The following is a 20275-nucleotide window of genomic DNA, read 5'->3' as shown; positions in this document are numbered from 1 at the left end:
CGTTGGCGTGGTTCATTGCCGGGTTCCGTACGGGGAACGCGCAGACAGGGAGGTACCGATGCCCCGTGGAAAGGCTTCTCGGGTGGTCGTCGCCGCCGCGATGCTGAGTGTCGCCGGGTGGCCGATTTCCGTGTTCGCGCAGGACGCCGTGCCGGCGCCCGAACCCCAGCCGCCGGCGGATCTTCCCGCGAGCCCGGACCCGGTGCCGCCGGTCGACGGAGCGTCCGCCGCGCTCGCCGCCGCACCCGTAGCCGAGCAGCCCGGAGCGGCCCAGCCCGCGGACGCGACCGCCGAGAAGCCCCTCGACAAGCCCCTCGACAAGCCGGTCGAGCAGCCGGCGCCGAAGGCCGCCGGCGGGCCGCGCGACGGGGTGAAGTTCAACTTCAAGGACGCGCCGGTCGACCAGGTGCTGGACATCTTCGCGCGCGAGAGCGGCGTGCCGGTGATCTACGAGGCCGCCATCCCGCAGGGCTCGGTCACGTTCGTCAGCGGGTCGTCGTACACCTTCGGCGAAGCGCTCTCGATCCTGAACCTGAACCTCGCGCGGTTCAGCGTGCACCTGCGCCACGAGGGCAACTTCCTGTACCTCGCGACGCTCGCCGATTCGATGAAGCGCGCCGGCTCGCGCCCGGTCGACGAGAACGGTCTGGCGGCGATGACGCCCGACCAGATCGTGACCGTCAGCATCCCCCTGGAGAACGCGAAGGCCGACCAGGTCGCCGAGCAGGTGAAGGCGATGATCGGGCCCTTCGGGGGCGTGGTCGCGATCCCGGCGCAGAACCTGCTGATCGTGGTCGAGAGCGTCGGGCAGGTGCGGCGCATCCGCGAGGTCGTGGAGTCCATCGACGCGCGCCGCCCGGCCGACGCGGCGTTCCGCCTCTTCCCGCTCAAGCACGCGTCGTGCGACGCGGTGCTCAACGCGCTCAGGGGGTTGATCTCCGAGAAGCGCAGCACGGTGATCGTCGACAAGGACGGCGGGCAGCGCGTGGTGCAGGACCAGTCCATGCAGGGGCTGAACCTCGCGTCCGACCCGCGGACGAACTCGATCGTGGCGGTGGGGCCCGAGGCGAAGATCAAGCTGGTCGAAGAGGTCATCAAGCTGCTGGACGTGCCGGAGGGCACGGGCATCGCGTCCGCCGGCGACCCGGACTCGGGCGTCGAGCTGCGGACGTTCTCGCTGGTGACGGTGACGCCCGACGAGGCCGCCCGCCACGTGAACGCGCTGTTCGCATCGCTGGACCCCAAGCGCCGCCCGGCGGTGCTCCCGCTGGCGAGCGCGGGGAAGATCACGCTCGTAGGGTCGAAGGGGTTCGTCGCGCAGGCGTCGATGCTGCTGAGCGAACTGGACCCCGGGGCCGCGGCCGGGGGCGGGGGCAACGCGGAGCGGCTCGCGTCCATCGTGCGCCTGACGAACGTGACGCCCGCCGTGGCCGAGGGGCTGCTGACGCGCCTTGGCACGCCCCGCGTGCAGCAGACGGTGAAGGTGGCGCCCGGGCCCGACGGCACGTCGCTGATCGTGATGGGTCCGGAGCCGGACGTGCGGGGCGTGGAAGACCTGCTCCGCGCGATCGACGTGCCGGGCACGACGCCCCGCGACGTGCGGCTGGTGACCATCTCGCGCGGCGAGCCGGGCGCGATGCTCGAGCGCGCGCAGACGCTGTACAAGGAGAGCGGGCGGGCGGAGCGCGAGCCGGTGACGGCATCGCTCGACGCCTCGTCACGCACCGTCACGCTCGTGGGCTCGCGCACCGCGCTGGGCGAGTTCGACGCGATCCTCTCGCAGCTCCAGGCGACGACGGGTTCCACCACCGAGTCGCGGCGGTACACGCTGCAGCGGGCGACACCGAGCAGCGTCGCGGGGAAGGCCTCACGCCTCGCGCGGGCGATGCTCGCGCCCTCCGACGGCGGGGCCTACGCCGAGCCGGCGTTCGACGCGGCGGACGAACTGGGCATGCTCGTGGTCCGCGCGCAGCCCTCGCAGTTCCAGGTGCTCGACGCGCTGATCCGCCAGCTCGACGCGGCCGAGGCCGGCGGGCAGGACGTGCGGGTGATCCGGCTCAGCGGGGCCGAGCCCCAGGCGCTGCTGGCGCGCGCAAAGAAGCTGTACGAGACGCGCGTGCCCGGGTCGGGCGAGGCGGGCGCGCCGGCGGTGGGCGTGGAGTTCGACACGCGCACGGGCAACGTGGTGCTGAGCGGGCGCCCGGCGGACGTGCGCGTATACGCCGAGTCGCTGGCGCAGGCGCAGCAGCTCGTGCCGCCCGCGCGGACGACGCGGGTCATCGACGTGCGGAACACCGACGCGAAGACGATCGTCGAGTCGGTGCGGGAGATGGTGAAGAGCGCCGACCCGATCGACCCCGCGCGCGCGGTGCCCGAGCCGACGATCCAGGTCGTGGAGCGGACGAACTCGCTGCTCGTGACGGCGGAGGACGCGCAGCACGGCCTCGTCGGCGATTTCATCGCGCGCCTCGACCGCCCGGACGAGCAGGTGCTGCCCGCGCTCAAGCTGCTGCAGCTGCGCACGGCCGACGCGCCGGCGATCGCCGGGATGCTGACCGAGCAGTACGGCAAGCGTCCGCAGGCCGAGCGCCTCGCCAAGCCCGTCGAGGTGCGCGCCGACGCGACGACGAACACGCTGATCGTGTCGGCGCACGAGGACCTGTTCGCGGAGATCAGAGCGTTCGTCGAGGAGATCAACAAGGAGAAGCGCGACCAGCCCGAGCGCGTGACGGAGCTCTTCCCGCTGAAGGTGGCGAAGGCGACCGACGTCGCGACGGCGATGGACCGGCTCTTCCCCGAGCCCCCGATGCCGGTCGACCGGCTGGGGCGCCCGCAGCCCTGGCTGCGCAAGCCCAAGGACGTGTTCGTCTCGGCCGAGCCCAACAGCAACGCGCTGATCTTGGACGCCTCGCCCGAGCGGATGGAATCGCTGAAGGAACTCGCCGAGAAGCTGGACCGCGTGGAACTGCCGCCGCAGGCGGTGCTGCGGACGTTCCGCGTTCCGACGCAGAGCCTGGAGGCGGTCTCGCGGACGCTGCAGAGCATGGCGTCGCGGGGCGTGCTGACCGAGATCGCCCAGCCCGGCAAGCCGCCCGTGCAGGTGCTCATCGAGCCCGAGCCCAAGAGCGGCACGCTGATCGTCGCCGGCGACGCGAAGACGTTCGAGACGGTCGAGAAGCTGCTGAAGGACCTGTCGCTGGTGCCGATCGAGAAGTCGCTGCGGATCTTCCCGGTGGTGGCAGAGAAGGCCGGCGGCGTGCGAGAGCGCGCGGTCAAGATCTACGACGCGCAGGTGGCGCAGGTGCCCGGGGCGACGCCCATCGAGGTGACGGTCGACGAGACCAGCAACTCGCTCATGGTCGTCGCCGACGCCGAGAGCATGCAGCGATTCGCGCGCGTGATGGACGAGCTGAACCGCCAGGCGGGCCCGGCGCGCGAGGTGCGCCTGATCGACCTGAAGGTGGCCAAGGCGCCCGACGTCGTGGGCTTCCTGCGCGATCTGGTCGAGTCCAGCGAGTCGTTCACCATGCGGGGCGGCGCCTCGCCGGTCTTCGAGGTCATCGAGTCAACCAACCAGATCATGGTCGCGGCCCAGCCGTCGCAGATGCTGGTGATCGAGTCGCTCGCCCGCAGCCTCGATTCCAAGGCGGGCGGCGAACGCCCGCCCATGCGGATCATCCGCCTGCGCTCGACCGACGCGGCCAACCTCGCGTCGGTCCTGCAGCGCTCGTACGACGGACGCACGCCCGACGATCGCGGGCGCCGCCCGGTGACGATCGAGGCCGACCCGGCGACCAACACGCTGATCGTGTCGGCCCACGAGGACGTGCTGCCCGAGATCGAGGCGATCGCGACGCAGCTCAACGAGACGCAGGCGGCCGACGCCGAGGGGCGCGAGATCCGCATCTTCCCGCTGAAGGTGGCGCGCGCCGAGGAACTCGCCCAGACCATCGACCAGATGTACCCCGACCCGCCGATCCCGCTGGACCCGCGGACGCGCCAGCCCCGCCCGGACCTGCGACCGCCGCGTGAGGTGGTGGTGCGTGCCGACCGGGCGACCAACTCGCTGATCGTCGACGCGCCGTCGAAGCGCCTCTCGGGCTTCGAGCAGTTGGTGAAGAGCCTCGACCAGGCCAAGCTCTCAGACTCGGTCACGGTGCGGACCTACCGCGTGCAGCGGGCCGACCTGGCGGCGTTGTCGAGCACGCTGCGGGCGCTCGCGTCCGAGGGTGCGCTGGGCAACGCGGGCAGCATCGGCCCGGTGACGATCTCGACCGACGCGCCGACGCGCACGCTGATCGTGAGCGGGCCCGCGCCGGTGTTCAAGGCGGTCGAAGAGGTGCTGGCGAAGGTCGACGTCGGCGCGGACCTGCCCCCGACCGACATGAAGCTGTACGCGCTGACGGCCGCGCGGGCCGATCGCATCGCGACGATCGTCGAGCGCGTGCTGACGACGCGGGCGCGCGAGATGCGGGCGCTGGAGGGCAAGGCGGTGCCCGAGGGCGAGCGCCTGGTGGAGGTCGCGTCGGACGCGTCGTCGAACACGATCATCGTGTCGGCCCCGGCGCCGGTGCTTGCGGTCGCCGACGGCATCATCAAGGCGCTGGATCAGCAGTCTGTCGCGAGCGCGACCGAGGTACGCGTCTTCCGCCTGCAGAAGGGAGACGCGTCGGGCGTCGCCGGGGCGCTCACCACGGCCCTCAAGGCGCAGGACAAGCCGGGCGCATCGCCCGCGACGGTTTCGGCCGAGCCGGCGAGCAACACGGTGGTGGTCGTCGGCACGAGCGAGCAGTTGGACCACGCGGCGAAGCTGGTGGAGCAGCTCGACGCGAGCGTCGACCGCGAGGGGCTGGGCGTGCGGTCGATTCCGCTGAAGTTCGCGCGGGCCGAGGTGCTGGCGCCCGTGCTGGAGGGCGTGCTGGCGCGCGAGTCGGCGCTCGACCGGATGCCCGACTGGATGCGGGCGCAGGTGCTGTCGCGCGGGACGCCCGAGCCGCCCCGGGTGCGGGTGGTGGCCGACCCGCGCCTGAACGCGCTGGTGGTGAGCGGGCCGCGTTCGGTCGTGGACATGGCCGAGGACGTCGTGCGCGAGCTGGACGTGAGCGGCGCGGGGGCCGAGCCGTCGCGCGCGGTGCGGGTGATCACGCTGCGCAACGCCGACGCGCGGGAACTGTCGCAGAGCCTGGAGGCGATCTTCAAGGACGCGCCGGGGGGCGACCTGCCGCCGGTCATCCGCGTGGACAGCGCGAGCAACGCGCTGGTCGTCCGCGCGAGCGACGCGCAGATGAAGACGGTGGAGGAGTTGGCTTCGACGCTCGACGCCGCGGCGGTCGCGTCGAGCCGGCAGATGCGCACCATCGCCGTCGATCCGTCGCGTGTCGACGCCGAACTGCTGGCCCGCACGCTGCAGCGCCTGATGGAGCAGCAGGGCGGCATGAAGGTCGAGGTGATCTCGACCGAGGACCTGCTGAAGCGCGCCCGCCCCGCGGGCGAGGCGCCCGCCAAGCCCCGCACCATGGACGATCGGGGGTCTCGACGGCGGGGAGTGAGCGCCACCGTCGGCGCGGTGCTGGCGTCGATCATCGGCAACCCGGGCGCACTCGAAGCGCCCGCCACCCCGGCCGAGGACTTCCTGCCCGGCGATGCGCGGGGCGACGAGTTGCCGAATGAGCCGGCCGACGAACCGGACGCGGCACCGGACGATCAGCCTTCCGAGCCGCCGCCCGCGCCGGTTGCTCCTGCCGCGCCGGACGACACCGCCCCGACCCCGCCCGACGCGTTCGATGCGGAGAGCGGGCTGACGATCGCGGTCGACAAGTCCACGAACAGCATCATCGTCGTGGGCTCGCCCCGCCAGACCGACCGGCTGCTGCAGTTGGCGCGCGCGCTGGAATCGCAGTTGCCTGCCGAGCCCGTGGGCGTGCGCATCGTGCCGACGCCCGCGAGCCTCGACGCCGAGCAGATCGCCCAGACGCTGCGCCAGACGGTCTCGCAGATCGGGCGGATGTCGCCCGGCAACGCGGGCGGCTTCACGGGCCCGGTCAGCGTCGCGGTCGATCCGGCCGGGTCCTCGCTCATCGTGCTGTGCAACGACACCGACTTCGAGACCGTCGGCACGCTGCTCGCCACCTTCAGCGCCACGCCCGCCGGCGGGAAGGTCACGATCAAGGTCTACCCGCTCGCGAACATCACGGCCCAGCGGGCCATCCAGTCGGTGCAGGACCTGTTCTCGAACGCGCCCCGCGGGGCGCAGGCCCGGCGCGTGCGCGAGGTCGAACTCTCCCTCGCCGGCGAGGACGGCGTGGTCTCGGGCCGGCTCGACCCCGCGCTCGTGCGCCTCGCCAGCGACCCCGGCGGGGCGGGGCTCATCGTCGCGGCTCCCGACGAAGCGATTCCCGTCATCGACCGCCTCATCGCCACCATCGACCAGAGCCCCGTAGAAGGACGCCTGGCGATCCGGCGGTACGACGTCACGCACGCCAAGGCCGAGGAACTCGCCCGCACGTTCCAGACGCTTTTCGATGCGCAGCGCCAGGGCGCGGGGGGCGAGATCCCGCAGGCGCGGTTCATCGCCGAGCCCCGCACCAACACGCTGCTCGTGACCGCCAGCGAGGGGCAGCACCGCGAGGCGACGGCCCTCCTCAAGCAGGCCGACGCGGCCCTGACCGATCCGGACCAGGAACTCGCGATCATCACCCTGCGCCAGGCGGCGCCCAGCACCGTGCGCCGCATCGTCGACGAGGTCATCGGCGGGCGCGACCCGGGCCGCAAGGAGCGCGTGCAGATCGCCGGCGACGACGGCTCGAGCGTGCTGGTCGTGCGCGCGTCCAAGGATGACCTGGCCGAGGTCCGCGCGATCATCGCGCAGGTGGACCAGGCCGAGACCGGCGGGCTCCCGCTGCGCTCGATCAAGCTCGAGCGGGCCAACGCCGCCGAGGTGGCCCGGGCGCTGCAGCAGTTCTTCCGCGAGCGTGCGTCCGGGCGCGCAGGGGCCCGGGGCGTGAACCGCGTGGCCGTCGTGGGCGACACGCGCACCGGCACGATCATGGTCTCGGCCCCCGACGAGGAGTTCGAGCAGGTCAAGGAACTCGTCAGGACGTTCGACACGCCCGCGCCGTCGCAGGACCTCGTCTTCAAGGTCGTCACGCTCAAGCACGCGCGCGTGAGCGAGGTCTCGAACACGATCAAGACGATCGTCGACGAGATGCGCTGGGAGACGATGTGGGGCCCGCGTGAGGGCGACGAACGCGTGCAGGTGCACATCGAGACCAACGAGCGCACCAACAGCGTGGTCATCGTCGGGCGGGGCGAGACCATCGCCCTGGCCGAGAAGGTCATCGCGACGCTCGACCTGCCCGACGCCGAGCGCGCCGCCGTCACCGTCCGCAGCGTGAAGGTCCGCGGCGCGGACCTCACGGCCCTGCGCACCGTGCTGCAGCGCGCCTTCGCCACGCCCGGCTGGCGCTCGTGGCAGGGCCCGGACCCCGAGGCCATCACTGTTGAGATCGACCGCACGCAGCGTTCGCTCATCCTCGTCGGCAAGGCCGAACGCGTGAAGCAGGCCGAGGCGTACGTCACCGCCCTCGACGCCGGCCCGGAGGGGGGCAACCTCGCGGTCGAGAGCATCACGCTCGAGCACGCCCGCGCGGACCGGGCGGCGAACAGCCTGCGTCAGTTCTTCGCCGACCGCGCCCGCGCGCAGGGCATGGACCAGCCGGGCGTGAGCGTCGTGGGCTCGGCCGACGGCAACGTCATCATCGCCTCGGGCGAGCCCGACAACCTCGCCGTGCTCAAGGACCTGGTCGCGCAGATCGACCAGCCCGACGGGGGCAAGGACCGCCGCGTCGACGTGATCGTGCTGCGCAACGGCACCGCGGCGGACGTCGCGAACTCCCTGCGCGCGATGTTCGCACGCGGCACGCGCGAGGACGAGCGCGTCGTCATCACGCCCCAGCCGTCGACCAACGCCGTGATCATCTCGGCCCCGGCGGGCGTCTACCCGGAGGTCGTCGCGCTGCTCCAGCAGTTGGACGCCGCCCCCAAGGCCGAAGAGACCAACATCGAGACCGTGGCCCTGACCAGCGCCCGGGCGCAGGACGTGGCGCAGGCGCTGCGCACGGCGTTGCCCGCGAACGTGAAGGTGACCGTCACGCCCGTGGTGCGGAGCAACTCGCTCATGCTCACGGGCTCGAAAGAGGCCATCGCGATCGTGCTCGACCAGATCAAGAAGATCGACACCGAGCCGGTGCGCTCGGGGCTCGTCTTCCGGCGGTTCAAGCTCGTGGCGGCCGACGCGAGCGAGGTCTCGTACACCGTCGACCAGCTCCTGCGGGCCCGCCCCAAGAGCCCCAACGAGCCCTCCCCGAGCATCGACTACGCCCGGGCCGACAACACGCTCACGGTCTACGCCCCCGCCGACCAGATCGAGGAGATCGAGACGATCGTCCGCGAGCTCGACCAGGCGCCGGCCGAGGAACGCACGACCGAGTTCGTGAAGCTCAAGTTCGCGAACGCCACCCAGGCCGCCGGCGCGCTCCGCGTGTTCTACGGGCGCTTCGCAACGGAGGCCGCCTCTCCCGCGGCCCGGAACGTCACGATCCTCCCCGACGCGCTCTCGAACTCGCTGGTCATCCGGGCGGACGCGACGCAGTGGGAGGGCATCCGCGCGCTGCTCGCCAAGCTCGACACCGAGGAATACGACACGACGCGCCAACTGGCGGTCATCCCGCTCGTGCACGCCGACGCGACGAGCGTCGCGCGGGCGCTCAACGAAGGCCTGCGCGCCCCGCTCGAGGAGCAGCTCCGCCAGGCGCAGGTGCGCGACGCACGCGCCCGCGCCGGCCAGGGGCAGCGCCCGGGCGACCAGCGCCAGGAGCCCACCGTGCTGGTCGACGCCGAGGGCGTGCCCACCGTCTCGGCCGAGGTGCAGACCAACTCGCTGATCGTCTTCGCCGGCGGGCGCGAGCTCGAGCGCATCCGAGAGATCGTCCGCCAGCTCGACGTCACCGGCTTCGCCGACATGCCGACCCCGCGGATCATCCCGCTCAAGACCGGCAAGCCCTCCGCCGTCGCCGCCACGATCCGCGACATGTACCTGAACCGCCCGGGCACGGAGCGTGCCGGCGGCCCGCGCGCCGTGGTGATCATCGGCGACGACTCCACCGGCGCGCTCATCGTCCGCGCCGACGACGAGAAGTTCGCGCAGATCAAGGTCCTCGCCTCGACGCTCGAGCAGCAGGGCGAGGCCGGACGCGTCGCCCCGCACGTGCTGCGGCTCAAGCACATCGCCGCCGGACGCCTCCGCCAGACCATCCTCGCGACCTTTACCGAAACGGCCCGGTCGCAGGGCGAGACCATCGCCGTCGAGGTCGATCGCTCCGGCAACGCCCTCGTCGTCGCGTGCAGCCCGCGTCTGCTCGAACAGGTCCGCGCGATCGTCGAGGAACTCGACCGCCCCGTCGGCGGCGCTGAGCCCGGCGAGACCGCCGTGCCCGGCCTGGGCCAGACCGTCACGATCATCGATGTCGCGAACAACGACCCCGCCGACATCCGGCGCGTGCTGGTCGAGATGGGCGTGACGGCCCAGCAGCCCGCCGACCGGCCCGGCGTCGTCTCCGAGGCGGTCACCATCACCGTGCTGTCGTCGCGGCGCGCGATCGCCGTCGTCGGCGCACCGGGCGACGGGCGCGCGGTCGAGGCCGTCGTCCGCGCGATCGACGGCGCCCCGCTCGATCCGCAGCAACTCGTGATGGTCGTCCCGGTGAAGGTCGCGTCCGCGCAGACCCTCGCGGCGACGCTCAACGCGATGCTGAAGGTCGAAGACCCCGCGTCCGGCGTCACGGGCCCGGCCCGCGCGCTTGCCGAGCAGGTCCGGCGCCTGCAGATGGTGAAGGCGGGGGTCGATCAGCCCCAGCACGCGGTGGACCTCACCAAGCCCGTGCGCGTCCTGGCCGACGCCACGTCCAACTCGCTCATCATCGCCTCGACGCAGGGCAACATCGACGCCCTGCGCGAAGTGGTGAAGGCGCTGGACACGCTGGCCGGGGGCGACGCGGTGGTGATGCGGATCTTCCCGCTCGAGAATGCCGGCGCCACGCGCCTCAAGACCGTGATCGAGCAGCTCTTTGCGCAGGGCGAGGCGCTGCGTCGCCTCCCGGGCACGCAGCGCGCCGGCGTGCCCCCGACCGCGACGGGCCAGGCCCTCGCCGGGGAAATCGCGATCTCCGTCGACGAGCGCACGAACACGATGATCGTCGCGGGGCGCGAGGAGGCCGTGGCGCTCGTCGAGGTGCTCGTCAAGGATCTCGACTCCGACCGCGTGAGCAAGTGGGTGGAGCCGGTGGTGATCGCGCTCAAGCACGCCGACGCGCCCCGCCTGGCGCAGACGCTCAACGACGTGCTGGTGCGGGGCGTCAACACCTCGCCCGAGGCCGCCGGGCTGCAGCGCCAGTTCGGGCGCCTCCGCGTGGCGCAGGATGGCGCGCCCGCCGGCGCGGCACCCGTGGCGGCCGACCTCTTCGCGCCCGTCACCGGGCTCACCGTCACGCCCGAGCCCGCGATGAACGCGCTCATCGTCGTGGGCACGCCCGCGAACATCCAGGTCATCCGCGCGATGGTCGCGCAGCTCGACGTCGCGGGCGCGTCCGCCGCCAACAGCGTGCGGTTCTTCCCGCTCCGCTACGCCGCCGCCGATCGCGTCGCGGGCGTGCTCCGCGATGTCTTCCGCCAGCGCGCCGACCTGGCGCAGGAGCGCCCCGAAGACCGGCTGATCGTGACGACCGACGTGCGGACCAACGCGCTCGTCGTCTCCACCAGCGAGCGCGGCTTCTCCATCGTCGAGGGCCTGCTCAAGAACCTCGACGGCGAACAGACCAACTTCTCCGTCGGCCTGCACGTGCTCCCGGTCTCCAGCGGCGACGTCCGCCAGCTCGCCCCGCGCATCGAACGCCTCATGCGCGAGCGCATCCAGGCGGCGGCGCAGTCCGGCGGCATCCGCAACCCGCTCGACGCGTTCAGCATCGAGCCCGACACGGTGAACAACCTGCTCATCGTGTCGTGCAGCGACGAGAACCTCGTCGTCGTGAAGGAACTGCTCGCCGCCGTGACCGCCGGCAGCGACCGCCTGGCGCAGGGCGAGCGCGTGGACGTCGTGCAGCTCTCGCGCGCCCGCGCGGCCGAGGCCGCCCAGTCGCTCACGCAGCTCTACGTCGAGAAGGAGAACGAGCGCCGGGGCCAGGGCACCGTGCGCGTGGTGCCCAACGAGCGGCTGAACGCGCTCATCGTGAGCGGGTCGGAGCAGGACATCGTCGAGCTGCGGGCGCTCGCGAAGAAGATCGACTCGGTCGAGGTGGCGCAGCGCCAGCAGATCAAGTGGATCGAGCTCAAGAGCGCGAACGCCGGCGAGGTCGTCCGCCTGCTGCAGAGCGTGCTGGCCGGGCGCCCGGTGAGCGGCGGGACCAGCCCGGAATCGCGCCGGCAGGCGACGCGTCTGCAGTTCCTGCGAGACCGCATGCGATCCGACCTGCTCGGGCAGCGCGCCACCCCGCCCAGCGAGGCCGACATCGACGGCGCGATCAAGGACCTCGTGACGCTCAACGCCGATGCGCGGACGAACTCGGTGTGGATCACCGCACCCGAGCCGATGACGCAGCTCATCTCCGAGATGATCGAGGACATCGAGCAGTCCAGCGCGGGCGCTCGGAAGATCGAGCAGTTCCGCCTGCTGAACGCCGACGCCGTCCGCATGCGCGACCTGCTCCGCGACATCTTCCAGATGCGCCAGCAGGGCGACGCGCTCGTGCTCGTGCCGTCGAACTTCGGGGACGACCCGTCCGCGCTGGCGGGCGAGGGGCTCTCGGGGTCCGGCGTCACGCCCGTGCCCGACGAGCGCATGGCCCTGTCCATCGCGGTCGACCAGCGGACGAACTCGCTCATCGTCTCCGGCACGCCCGAGTACCTCGACCTCGTGCGCAAGGTCGTCGTCGAGCTCGACTCCATCAGCGCGAACGACCGCGAGCGCCGCGTCTACCAGCTCCGCAACGCGAAGGCCAAGGAGATCGAGCTCACGCTGCGGTCCTACTTCCAGGGCGAGTCCGACAAGGAGCGCCTCGTGCTCGGGGCCGAGCGCAGCGGGTCGCTCATGCGGCGCCTCGAGGAGGAAGTCACCGTCGTGGGCGACGAGTCCAGCAACAAGCTGGTCATCTCCACCTCGCCCCGCTACATGGAGTCGGTCCTCAAGATCGTCGAAGAGCTCGACCAGACCCCGCCGCAGGTCATGATCCAGGTGCTCCTCGCCGAGGTCTCGGTCGATTCCAGCGAGCAGTGGGGCATGGACGTCACCGTCGGGCCCTTCGGGGGCGAGGGCTACCGCGTGGGCTCGACCGCGCAGGGCGTCGGCGTCGCCACGGCCATCGGCGTGCCCAACCTCTCCGTCACCAGCGCCGACTTCGGCATCCTCATCCGTGCGCTCGAACTGCAGGGCAAGCTCGAGATCCTCTCGAACCCCCAGGTCCTCGCGAACAACAACAAGGAAGCCACCATCAAGGTCGTCGAGGACATCGGCCTCGCCGGCCAGACCCAGCGAGGATTCGGCTCCGACACCATCGTCTCCACCGTCGAACGCAAGGACGTCGGCATCACCCTCAAGGTCACGCCCTCCATCTCCGCCGACGGCTTCGTCCGCATGGAGATCGCCCCCGAGATCTCCTCGCTCACCCAGCGCACCACCCAGATCAACCGCGACCAGACCGCCCCCATCATCACCAAGCGCACCGTCGATACCGTCGTCACCGTGAAGGACGGCCAGTCCGTCGTCATCGGCGGGCTCATCCAGACCGCCGACGAGCAGCGCCGCTCCAAGGTGCCGCTCATCGGCGACATCCCGTTCTTCGGCATCCCCTTCCGCACGAAGCAGAACACGCAGACCAAGACCGAACTGCTCGTGATCCTCACGCCGCGCGTCATCCCGAGCGACACCGCCAACACCGACGAACTCGTGCGCGACGTGACCGAGCAGACCGTGCAGCAGCTCAACGACCCCACGCGCGTCGAGGAGTTCCTGGAGCGCATCCGCCAGGAAGTGAAGCAGCAGCGTGAGAAGCACGGGTACGTCGCGCCCCGTCGCCCGCCCGAGCCCGACGCGGGCGAGGGCTCGCCCGAACAGCCGCCGGACCCCGCGCCGGGCGATCCGCCCGCGCCCGGTGGTGGCTACGAGCCGCTGCGCACGCCCGTCGAGCCCCCGCCGCGGTCGGTCCTCATCCCCGGCGGCTCTCGCGCCACGCCCCCCGCGGGGACGCCGCGATGACCATCAACGTCTCGCCCGCCCCCGCGCCCCGCGCCGCGCGCCCGTCGCTCGTGCTGGCGATGTTGGCGATGATCCTCGTCGGGTGCCAGTCGGCCCCGAAGAAGGGCCCCGCGCGTCCCCCGCCCGCGGACATCCAGCCCACCCAGGTGCTGCCGTACTTCAGTTTCTTCGAGGACACCAACGGCAACGGCTACCTCGATTCCAGCCGCGTCACCATCTACCTCTTCTCGGACGCGTACAGCGATGCCTCGATCATGGTCCCCGGCACGCTCTCGCTGCGCCTCACCACGCGCGACGGGCGCGTGATCCGGGAATGGAAGTACACCGAGGACGAGACCGCGCGCCTCGTGCGACGCGGGCCGGTCGGCCCGGGATTCGTCTTCGTTCTCTCCCTGCTCGATAACGGCGGGACGGACGTCATCGACGATCTCAAGGGCGAACTCGTGGCCGAGATCCGTCTCGCCGACGGGCGTCCGCTCTCGTCCGTCTCGAACTCCGTGCGGATCGGGCGTTCCGGCCGCCCATAATCCACGCGGTCCGCCCCATGCCGGGGCCCTGAACATCCGATCCGGATGCCTACCATCGCGCCGATCCGCCTCCCCCAGGAACGGTCTTTGTGCGGGGCGGGCGGCATGCAGGAAGGCCCATGACCTCCTCCCAGAACACTCCCGCCCCCGCGGCGGTCCGTGCCGTGCCCGCGAGCATCAACTCGTGGAGCGCCGATTACCTCGAACAGGAGTACGCCCGGTTCCGCGCTGATCCGGAGTCGCTCTCCGCGGATCTCCGCGCGTTCTTCCAGGGGTTCGACCTCGCCCGTGCGGGCGCTCCCGCAGAAGCGTCCGGCGCGCCCGCGCCCGGTGGCGGGATCGACGCGCTCCGCGTCGCGTACCGCTCGCTCGGGCACCTCGCCGCCAACATCAGCCCCCTCGCCGCGCCCCCCGCCCGCCCCAGTGAGCTCGACGCGGCCCGCGCCGCCCTCGGCGACGGCGCCCGCACCGCCATCGACGCGCTCGAGCGTGCGTACTGCGGGTCTATCGGCGTGGAGTTCATGCACTGCGAGACTCGGTCCGAGCGCGACTGGTTCGTCGCCCGGTTCGAGGGTGAGCAGCCGACGATCGACGCGGACGAGCGCCGGCGGATCCTCGATGATCTCACGCGCGCCGAGGTCTTCGACCGGTTTCTGGGCAAGCGCTACCAGGGCAAGAAGCGCTTCAGCCTCGAGGGCGGCGAGTCCGTGATCCCGCTGCTCCGCGCGATCTCCACGCGCGCGGGCGAGCTCGGCTGCGAGGAGATCATCCTGGGCATGGCCCACCGCGGGCGGCTCTCCGTCCTCCGCAACTTCCTCGGCAAGGACCTCCAGCGTCTGTTCACCGAGTTCGAGGACTCGTGGGCGGGCGGCGAGAACGAGGGCGGGGGCGACGTCAAGTACCACCGGGGCTACTCGGGCGATCACGTCCTGCCCGACGGGCGGCGCGTGCACCTCTCGATGCTGAACAACCCCAGCCACCTGGAGAGCGTGAACCCGGTGGTCCTGGGCAAGTGCCGCGCCAAGCAGGACCGCGTGGGCGACACCGAGCGCCGGCGCATCGCCTCGCTGCTGATCCACGGCGACGCGGCGATCGCCGGGCAGGGCGTCGTCGCGGAATGCCTGGTGATGAGCCGCCTCGACGGGTACGCCGTCGGGGGCACGCTGCACATCGTCATCAACAACCTCGTGGGCTTCACCACCGACCCGACGGACTCGCGCTCGACGCGCTACTGCACCGACATCGCCAAGTCGATCAGCGCGCCGGTGCTGCACGTCAACGCCGACGATCCGGAGGCCGTCGTGCGGGCCGCACGCATCGCGGCCGAGTACCGCCACGAGTTCCGGCGCGACGTGTTCATCGACCTGGTGTGCTTCCGCCGGCACGGGCACAACGAGCAGGACGAGCCCACCTACACGCAGCCCCGCCTGTACGAGGCGATCCGCGCGCACCCCGGAACGGCCGAGGTGTACCGGCGCCGCCTCATCGGGCAGGGCGTCGTGACCGAGGCCGACGCCGGCGCCCTGGCCGACGCGGTCCAGAACGAGATGGACGCCGCCCAGACCGCGGCCAAGAGCACGCCGATGAACCCCGTGCCCCCGCCCGGCGGAGGGGTGTGGGAGGGCTTCAACGGGCGGTACGACTTCGCCTCGCCGGACACGGGCGTTCCCGCCGCGGCGCTCGCCGAGGTGTGCGCCGCGCTCGGGCGCGTGCCCGAGGGCTTCGCGGTGCACTCCAAGCTCAAGAACCTGCTCGCGTCGCGGGCCGCCCTCGCCAAAGGCGGGCGCGTGGCGCACGCCGACGCCGAACTGCTGGCGATCGGCACGCTGCTGCTGGAAGGCCGCCCGGTGCGCCTCTCGGGGCAGGACAGCCGGCGCGGGACGTTCACGCAGCGCCACGCGGTGCTGCGCGACGAGCGCACCGGCGAGCGGTACACCCCGCTGAACCACGTGCGCAGTGGGCAGGCCCGGTTCGACGTGTGGGACAGCCCGCTGAGCGAGTTCGGGGTGATGGGGTTCGACTACGGGTACAGCCGCGGCTCGCCCGGCACGCTGGTGCTGTGGGAAGCGCAGTTCGGCGACTTCGTGAACGGCGCGCAGGTGATGATCGACCAGTACCTCGCGTCGTCGGAGGTGAAGTGGAGCCGCTGGGCGGGGCTCACGCTGCTGCTCCCGCACGGGTACGAGGGGCAGGGGCCCGAGCACAGCTCGGCGCGCCTCGAGCGGTTCCTGCAGTTGTGCGCCGACGACAACATGGAAGTGGTCTACCCCTCGACCGCGTCGCAGATCTTCCACCTGCTCCGCCGCCAGGCGCTGCGGGCGTTCCGCAAGCCGCTCATCGTCATGACGCCCAAGAAGTACCTGCGGTTCGAGTCCAGCGACATGGCGGACCTCACGCACGGCTCGTTCCAGCACCTCATCGACGATCCGGCGATGGACGATCGCGCCGCCGCGGGCGTGCGCCGCGTCGTCTACTGCAGCGGCAAGGTCTACCACGAACTCGCCGAGAAGCGCGGGGCCTCGCGCGACGTCGCGATCGTGCGCGTCGAGCAGCTCTACCCCTTCCATACCGGCGCGGCCCGTGCCATCGACGCCCGCTACCCGCGCCACGCCGAACGCGTCTGGGCCCAGGAAGAACCCCGCAACCAGGGCGCGTTCCTCTACGCGTTCGATGAGTTCCGCACCCGCCTGGGCGTAGAACTCGCGTACGTCGGGCGCCCGCCCAGCGCCTCGCCCGCCACCGGCTCCGAGCACCTGCACAAGCAGCAGCAGGAGCGACTCCTCGCCGCGGCCGTCGCGCCCGGCCAACCGTCGTCCGTCAACGGGCCCGCCCACGCCGCCGCCATCGCGGAAGTCCGCGAGCCCCACGCCCCCGCCCCCCAGGCGGCGGGCAAGCCCGCCAAGTCGAAGCGATAACCCCACCGCGTGCCCCAAGGGCACGCCCGAGAGACCCCCACGATGCCCGTCGAGATCCTCATGCCCCAGGCCGGTGAAAGCGTCTCCAGCGGCGTGGTTTCCCGCTGGCTCAAGAACCCCGGCGACAGCGTGAAGCGCGACGAGACCGTCATCGAGGTCGAGACCGACAAGGTCAACCTCGAGGTCCCCGCGCCCAGCGCGGGCGTCATCGCCTCGCACAGCGTGAAGCCCGGCGACACCGTCGCCATCGGCCAGGTGCTGGGCATGATCGACGCCGAGGGCGCCCCCGCCCCCGCGCGAGAGCCCGCGCCCGCCGCCAAGGCCGCCGCGCAGCCCGCCCCGGTCGCCACCGCTCCCGCCGCCGCCCCGGAGGGCGCGTCGGCCGACGGCGGCGACGTTCGCGCCACCCCGCTCGCCAAGAAGCTCGCCCAGGAGCACGGCGTCGATCTCTCGAAGATCAACGGCTCGGGCGCCGGCGGGCGCGTGCGCGAGCAGGACGTGCTCGCCTTCGTCGAGTCCGCGTCGAGCGCCGCCCCGGCCCGCGCCACGCCCCCCGCACCGCAGGCCGCCCGCCCGGCCCCGTCGAACGGGCAGCCCGCGCGCGAGCGCATGTCGCCCCTGCGCCAGCGGATCGCCCAGCGGCTCGTGCAGGCCCAGCACACCGCCGCGATGCTCACGACGTTCAACGAGTGCGACATGGGGGCCGTCATGGACCTCCGCAAGCGCTACAAGGACGACTTCGAGAAGAAGCACGCCATCGGCCTGGGCTTCATGGGCTTCTTCGTCAAGGCGACGGTGCAGGCCCTGCGGGCCTTCCCCCTCGTCAACGCGTCCATCGTCGACGACAACGGGCACCCCGCGATCGAACGCCACGATACCTGCGACATCGCCGTCGCCGTCAGCACCCCCAAGGGGCTCGTCGTGCCCGTCATCCGCCGGTGCGAGTCGCTCTCGATGGCGGACATCGAGAAGTCGATCAAGGACGTCGCCACCCGCGCCCGCGACGGCAAGCTCACGCTCGACGAGATGCAGGGCGGCACGTTCACCATCACCAACGGCGGGGTCTTCGGCAGCCTCATGAGCACGCCGATCCTCAACCCGCCCCAGAGCGCCATCCTCGGCATGCACACGATCAAGAACCGCCCGGTGGAATACCCCGCCGGCAGCGGGCAGATCGCCCTGCGCCCGATGATGTACCTCGCGGTCAGCTACGACCACCGGCTCATCGACGGGGCCGAGGCCGTGCAGTTCCTGGTCGCCATCAAGAACGCGATCGAGGATCCCTCGCGCCTGCTGCTGGGCGTGTGATCGGGCGGGTGTGGCGGAGCGCTCGTCGGCTAGCCCGCGGTCGCGCGCGTCGGCCCCGTCGGCGGCGCCAGCCGCTCCAGCATCCCCGCGCACGCCGCGACGATCATCTGGTGCATGCGGTCGAAGCCCTCGTCCCCGCCGTAGTACGGGTCGGGCACGTCGAGGTGCACCTCGGGCAGACCCGCCATCGCCGGGTCGAACGACCGCAGCAAACGCACACGCTCGCGCGGCGCGTCGATCCTCGCCAGCCCGCGCAGGTTCTCGCGGTCCATCGCCACCAGCAGATCGAACGCCTCGAAGTCCTGCGGCACGCGGATCTGGCGCGCGCGGTGCTCGCACGCCAGGCGCAGGCGCTCCGCCACCGCCCGCGATCTCGGGTCAGCGTCCTCGCCCTCGTGCCAGCCTCCCAGCCCGCACGAGTCAATGTGGAACGCCCCGGCCAGGCCTCGCGCACGCACCATGTCGGCAAACACCCACTTCGCCATCGGGCTGCGGCAGATGTTCCCCAGGCACACGAACAGCACGCGCGTCGGCCCAACGCTCATTCCATGCTCCCCAGTTCGTGCAACGCCGCCTCGATCGCCCCCGCGATCGAGGCCCCCCCGGCCGGCGCTGTGGGCTCTGGCGCGTGCCCCGAGGCGAACCTTTCGCGGATCACCCGCGCGAACTCCGAGGGACGGTCGGCGCGGGTAAGCAGCGCTCGTCCGCCCAGTGACGCGGCGCCCGCGAGCGGGGGCACGATGACCGGCACGCCCCACGCGAGTGCGTCGTGCGCGTCGCACCACGCCGCGAACGAGGGTTCGGCGCCGCGGAGGCCGGCCATCAGCACCACATCGCACGCGTCGAACAACGACGCCGCGGGCCCGTCGGCCACGCGGATGGCGCGGAGATACCCGCCCTCGCGCACGTGGCGCTCGGCGCGGTCCATCCCCGGCGTGCGCGCGTCCGCGACGCCCTCGCACGCGATGCCCGCGACCGTGAGGATGCCGATCACCAGCGTCAGGGCCGCGGGCGAATCGGGCGTTGCGCCCACCAGCCCGATCCGCAGCGCCCCGCCCGCCCTGCGCGCGCGGCGCGGGCGCGGGGCGGGAAGCCCCGTCGGCCCGGGCGCGAGCGTCCGTCGGCACGACGTCAGCTCGCCGCTCTCGGGGTTCACGACGCGCGCCTCGCACGACCCCTCGTCCAGGCGCACGAGCAGGCGGCGTGACGGCAGGCCGGGCGTGGCGCTCAGCGCCCGACGCACGCCCGCCGACCACCACACCACGCCGTCCGGGTCCATCATGTCGAGCACGCGCTCGACGCCCCGCCGGGCGAGCCGGGGCACGCCTGCGGGCGGCGCGATCCGCGCGTCGACCCGCAGCGCGCACCCGCGGGCGTGGCGCACCGAATCGGTCCCGCCGAGGACCAGCGCGCGGTGCGTGCGGGCGGTGTCGATCTCGCGCAGCGCCGCGCACGCCCGCATCGCGGCGAAGACCGTCTCGTCGCGCGCGCAAGCGCCGGTCGAGGCGCCGGCGTCGAACACGTGGAGCAGAGATCGCACCTATTTCGCCCCGATGCCCCGCTCGGTCTCGTACTCGAAGAACAGACGCGCCACGCTCAGCCCCACCCGCTTGGCGAAGTCCTCCTCCAGGCGCGCCACCTCCGACATGCTCACCGGGTTCGTCGCCGGGGGCGTCATCCGCACCTCCAGCTCGTACCCCGCCGACGGCGCGGCGGGCCAGCGCACCCCGTCCGGGTTCACGCAGTCCACCACCCGCACCAGCACCTTCGCGTACGGCTCGATCGACTGACGGTCCGACGTGAGCTGGAACCTCTTCACGCTGATCAGCACGATCACCTCCGCCTGCGCGTTCGAGCCGATCGTCGCGGCGTCCAGCAGTTCCGCACGGTTCTCGCCCGACGCCACCGCCAGCCCCGCCCCGGGGTCGCGCACCTGCGTCAGCGCGCGCTTCTCCAGCAGCACGTCGCCCGCGGTCTGCGCGATCGTGCGACGCAGCGTCTGGCGCGGCAGGTGGCTCCCGCGATCGTCCACGAAGAACAGCGTCATCCGCTCACGCTCGAGCGTGTGCATCGCGGGGGTCTTGGGCTCGCCCTTCGCGATGATGTACGCGGGGCCCAGGATGTTGCACGCCGGCAGCACGGTGCCGATGACGCACAGCCCCCCCAGCGCCGCGATGGTCGTCCTTCGCCATGTCGTCGTCCGCATGCCAGTTCTCTCCGCG

At 72.1% G+C, this 20275-nt stretch carries 7 protein-coding genes; 4 read left to right on the top strand and 3 right to left on the bottom strand.

Translation table 11 applies throughout. The features are described from left to right. The first annotated feature begins 58 nt into the window (after positions 1-58). The 4 genes from SFY69_11045 (at position 59) to odhB (ending at position 18053) form a co-directional block, all read left to right on the top strand. Complete coding sequence (locus tag SFY69_11045; GenBank protein MDX2132575.1) at positions 59-13303, top strand: secretin N-terminal domain-containing protein; 13245 nt, start codon at positions 59-61, stop codon at positions 13301-13303. Beyond that, complete coding sequence (locus SFY69_11040) at positions 13300-13830, top strand: hypothetical protein (protein MDX2132574.1); 531 nt, start codon at positions 13300-13302, stop codon at positions 13828-13830. Before SFY69_11045 ends, SFY69_11040 begins: the two co-directional genes overlap by 4 nt. 119 nt (positions 13831-13949) lie before the next feature. Beyond that, the gene (locus SFY69_11035) at positions 13950-16745 is read left to right on the top strand and encodes a 2-oxoglutarate dehydrogenase E1 component (protein MDX2132573.1); all 2796 of its coding nucleotides are present in this window, start codon (positions 13950-13952) and stop codon (positions 16743-16745) included. A gap of 42 nt (positions 16746-16787) precedes the next feature. Then, positions 16788-18053, top strand: a complete 1266-nt coding sequence (gene odhB / locus SFY69_11030; protein ID MDX2132572.1) for a 2-oxoglutarate dehydrogenase complex dihydrolipoyllysine-residue succinyltransferase — start codon at positions 16788-16790, stop codon at positions 18051-18053. A gap of 29 nt (positions 18054-18082) precedes the next feature. On the opposite strand, the gene SFY69_11025 is transcribed toward odhB, so the two are convergent. From SFY69_11025 to SFY69_11015, 3 genes are read right to left on the bottom strand one after another with little or no spacing between them, the layout of a single operon-like run. Continuing rightward, on the bottom strand, positions 18083-18598 hold the full coding sequence (locus SFY69_11025) for a low molecular weight protein-tyrosine-phosphatase (protein ID MDX2132571.1): 516 nt from the start codon (positions 18596-18598) through the stop codon (positions 18083-18085). Beyond that, positions 18595-19593: a hypothetical protein gene (locus tag SFY69_11020; protein MDX2132570.1), complete on the bottom strand. Its 999-nt coding sequence runs from the start codon at positions 19591-19593 to the stop codon at positions 18595-18597. The genes SFY69_11025 and SFY69_11020 overlap by 4 nt, the downstream gene beginning before the upstream one ends. Next, a complete protein-coding gene (locus SFY69_11015) occupies positions 19594-20259 on the bottom strand; it encodes a hypothetical protein (protein ID MDX2132569.1) in 666 nt (221 codons plus the stop codon). Positions 20260-20275: the final 16 nt, after the last annotated feature.

The organism is Planctomycetota bacterium (genome assembly GCA_033763975.1).
In the GTDB taxonomy this organism is placed as follows: Bacteria; Planctomycetota; Phycisphaerae; order Phycisphaerales; family UBA1924; genus RI-211.
Note: the sequence above shows the minus strand (reverse complement) of the source record. Positions and strands in the feature narration are given on the sequence as shown.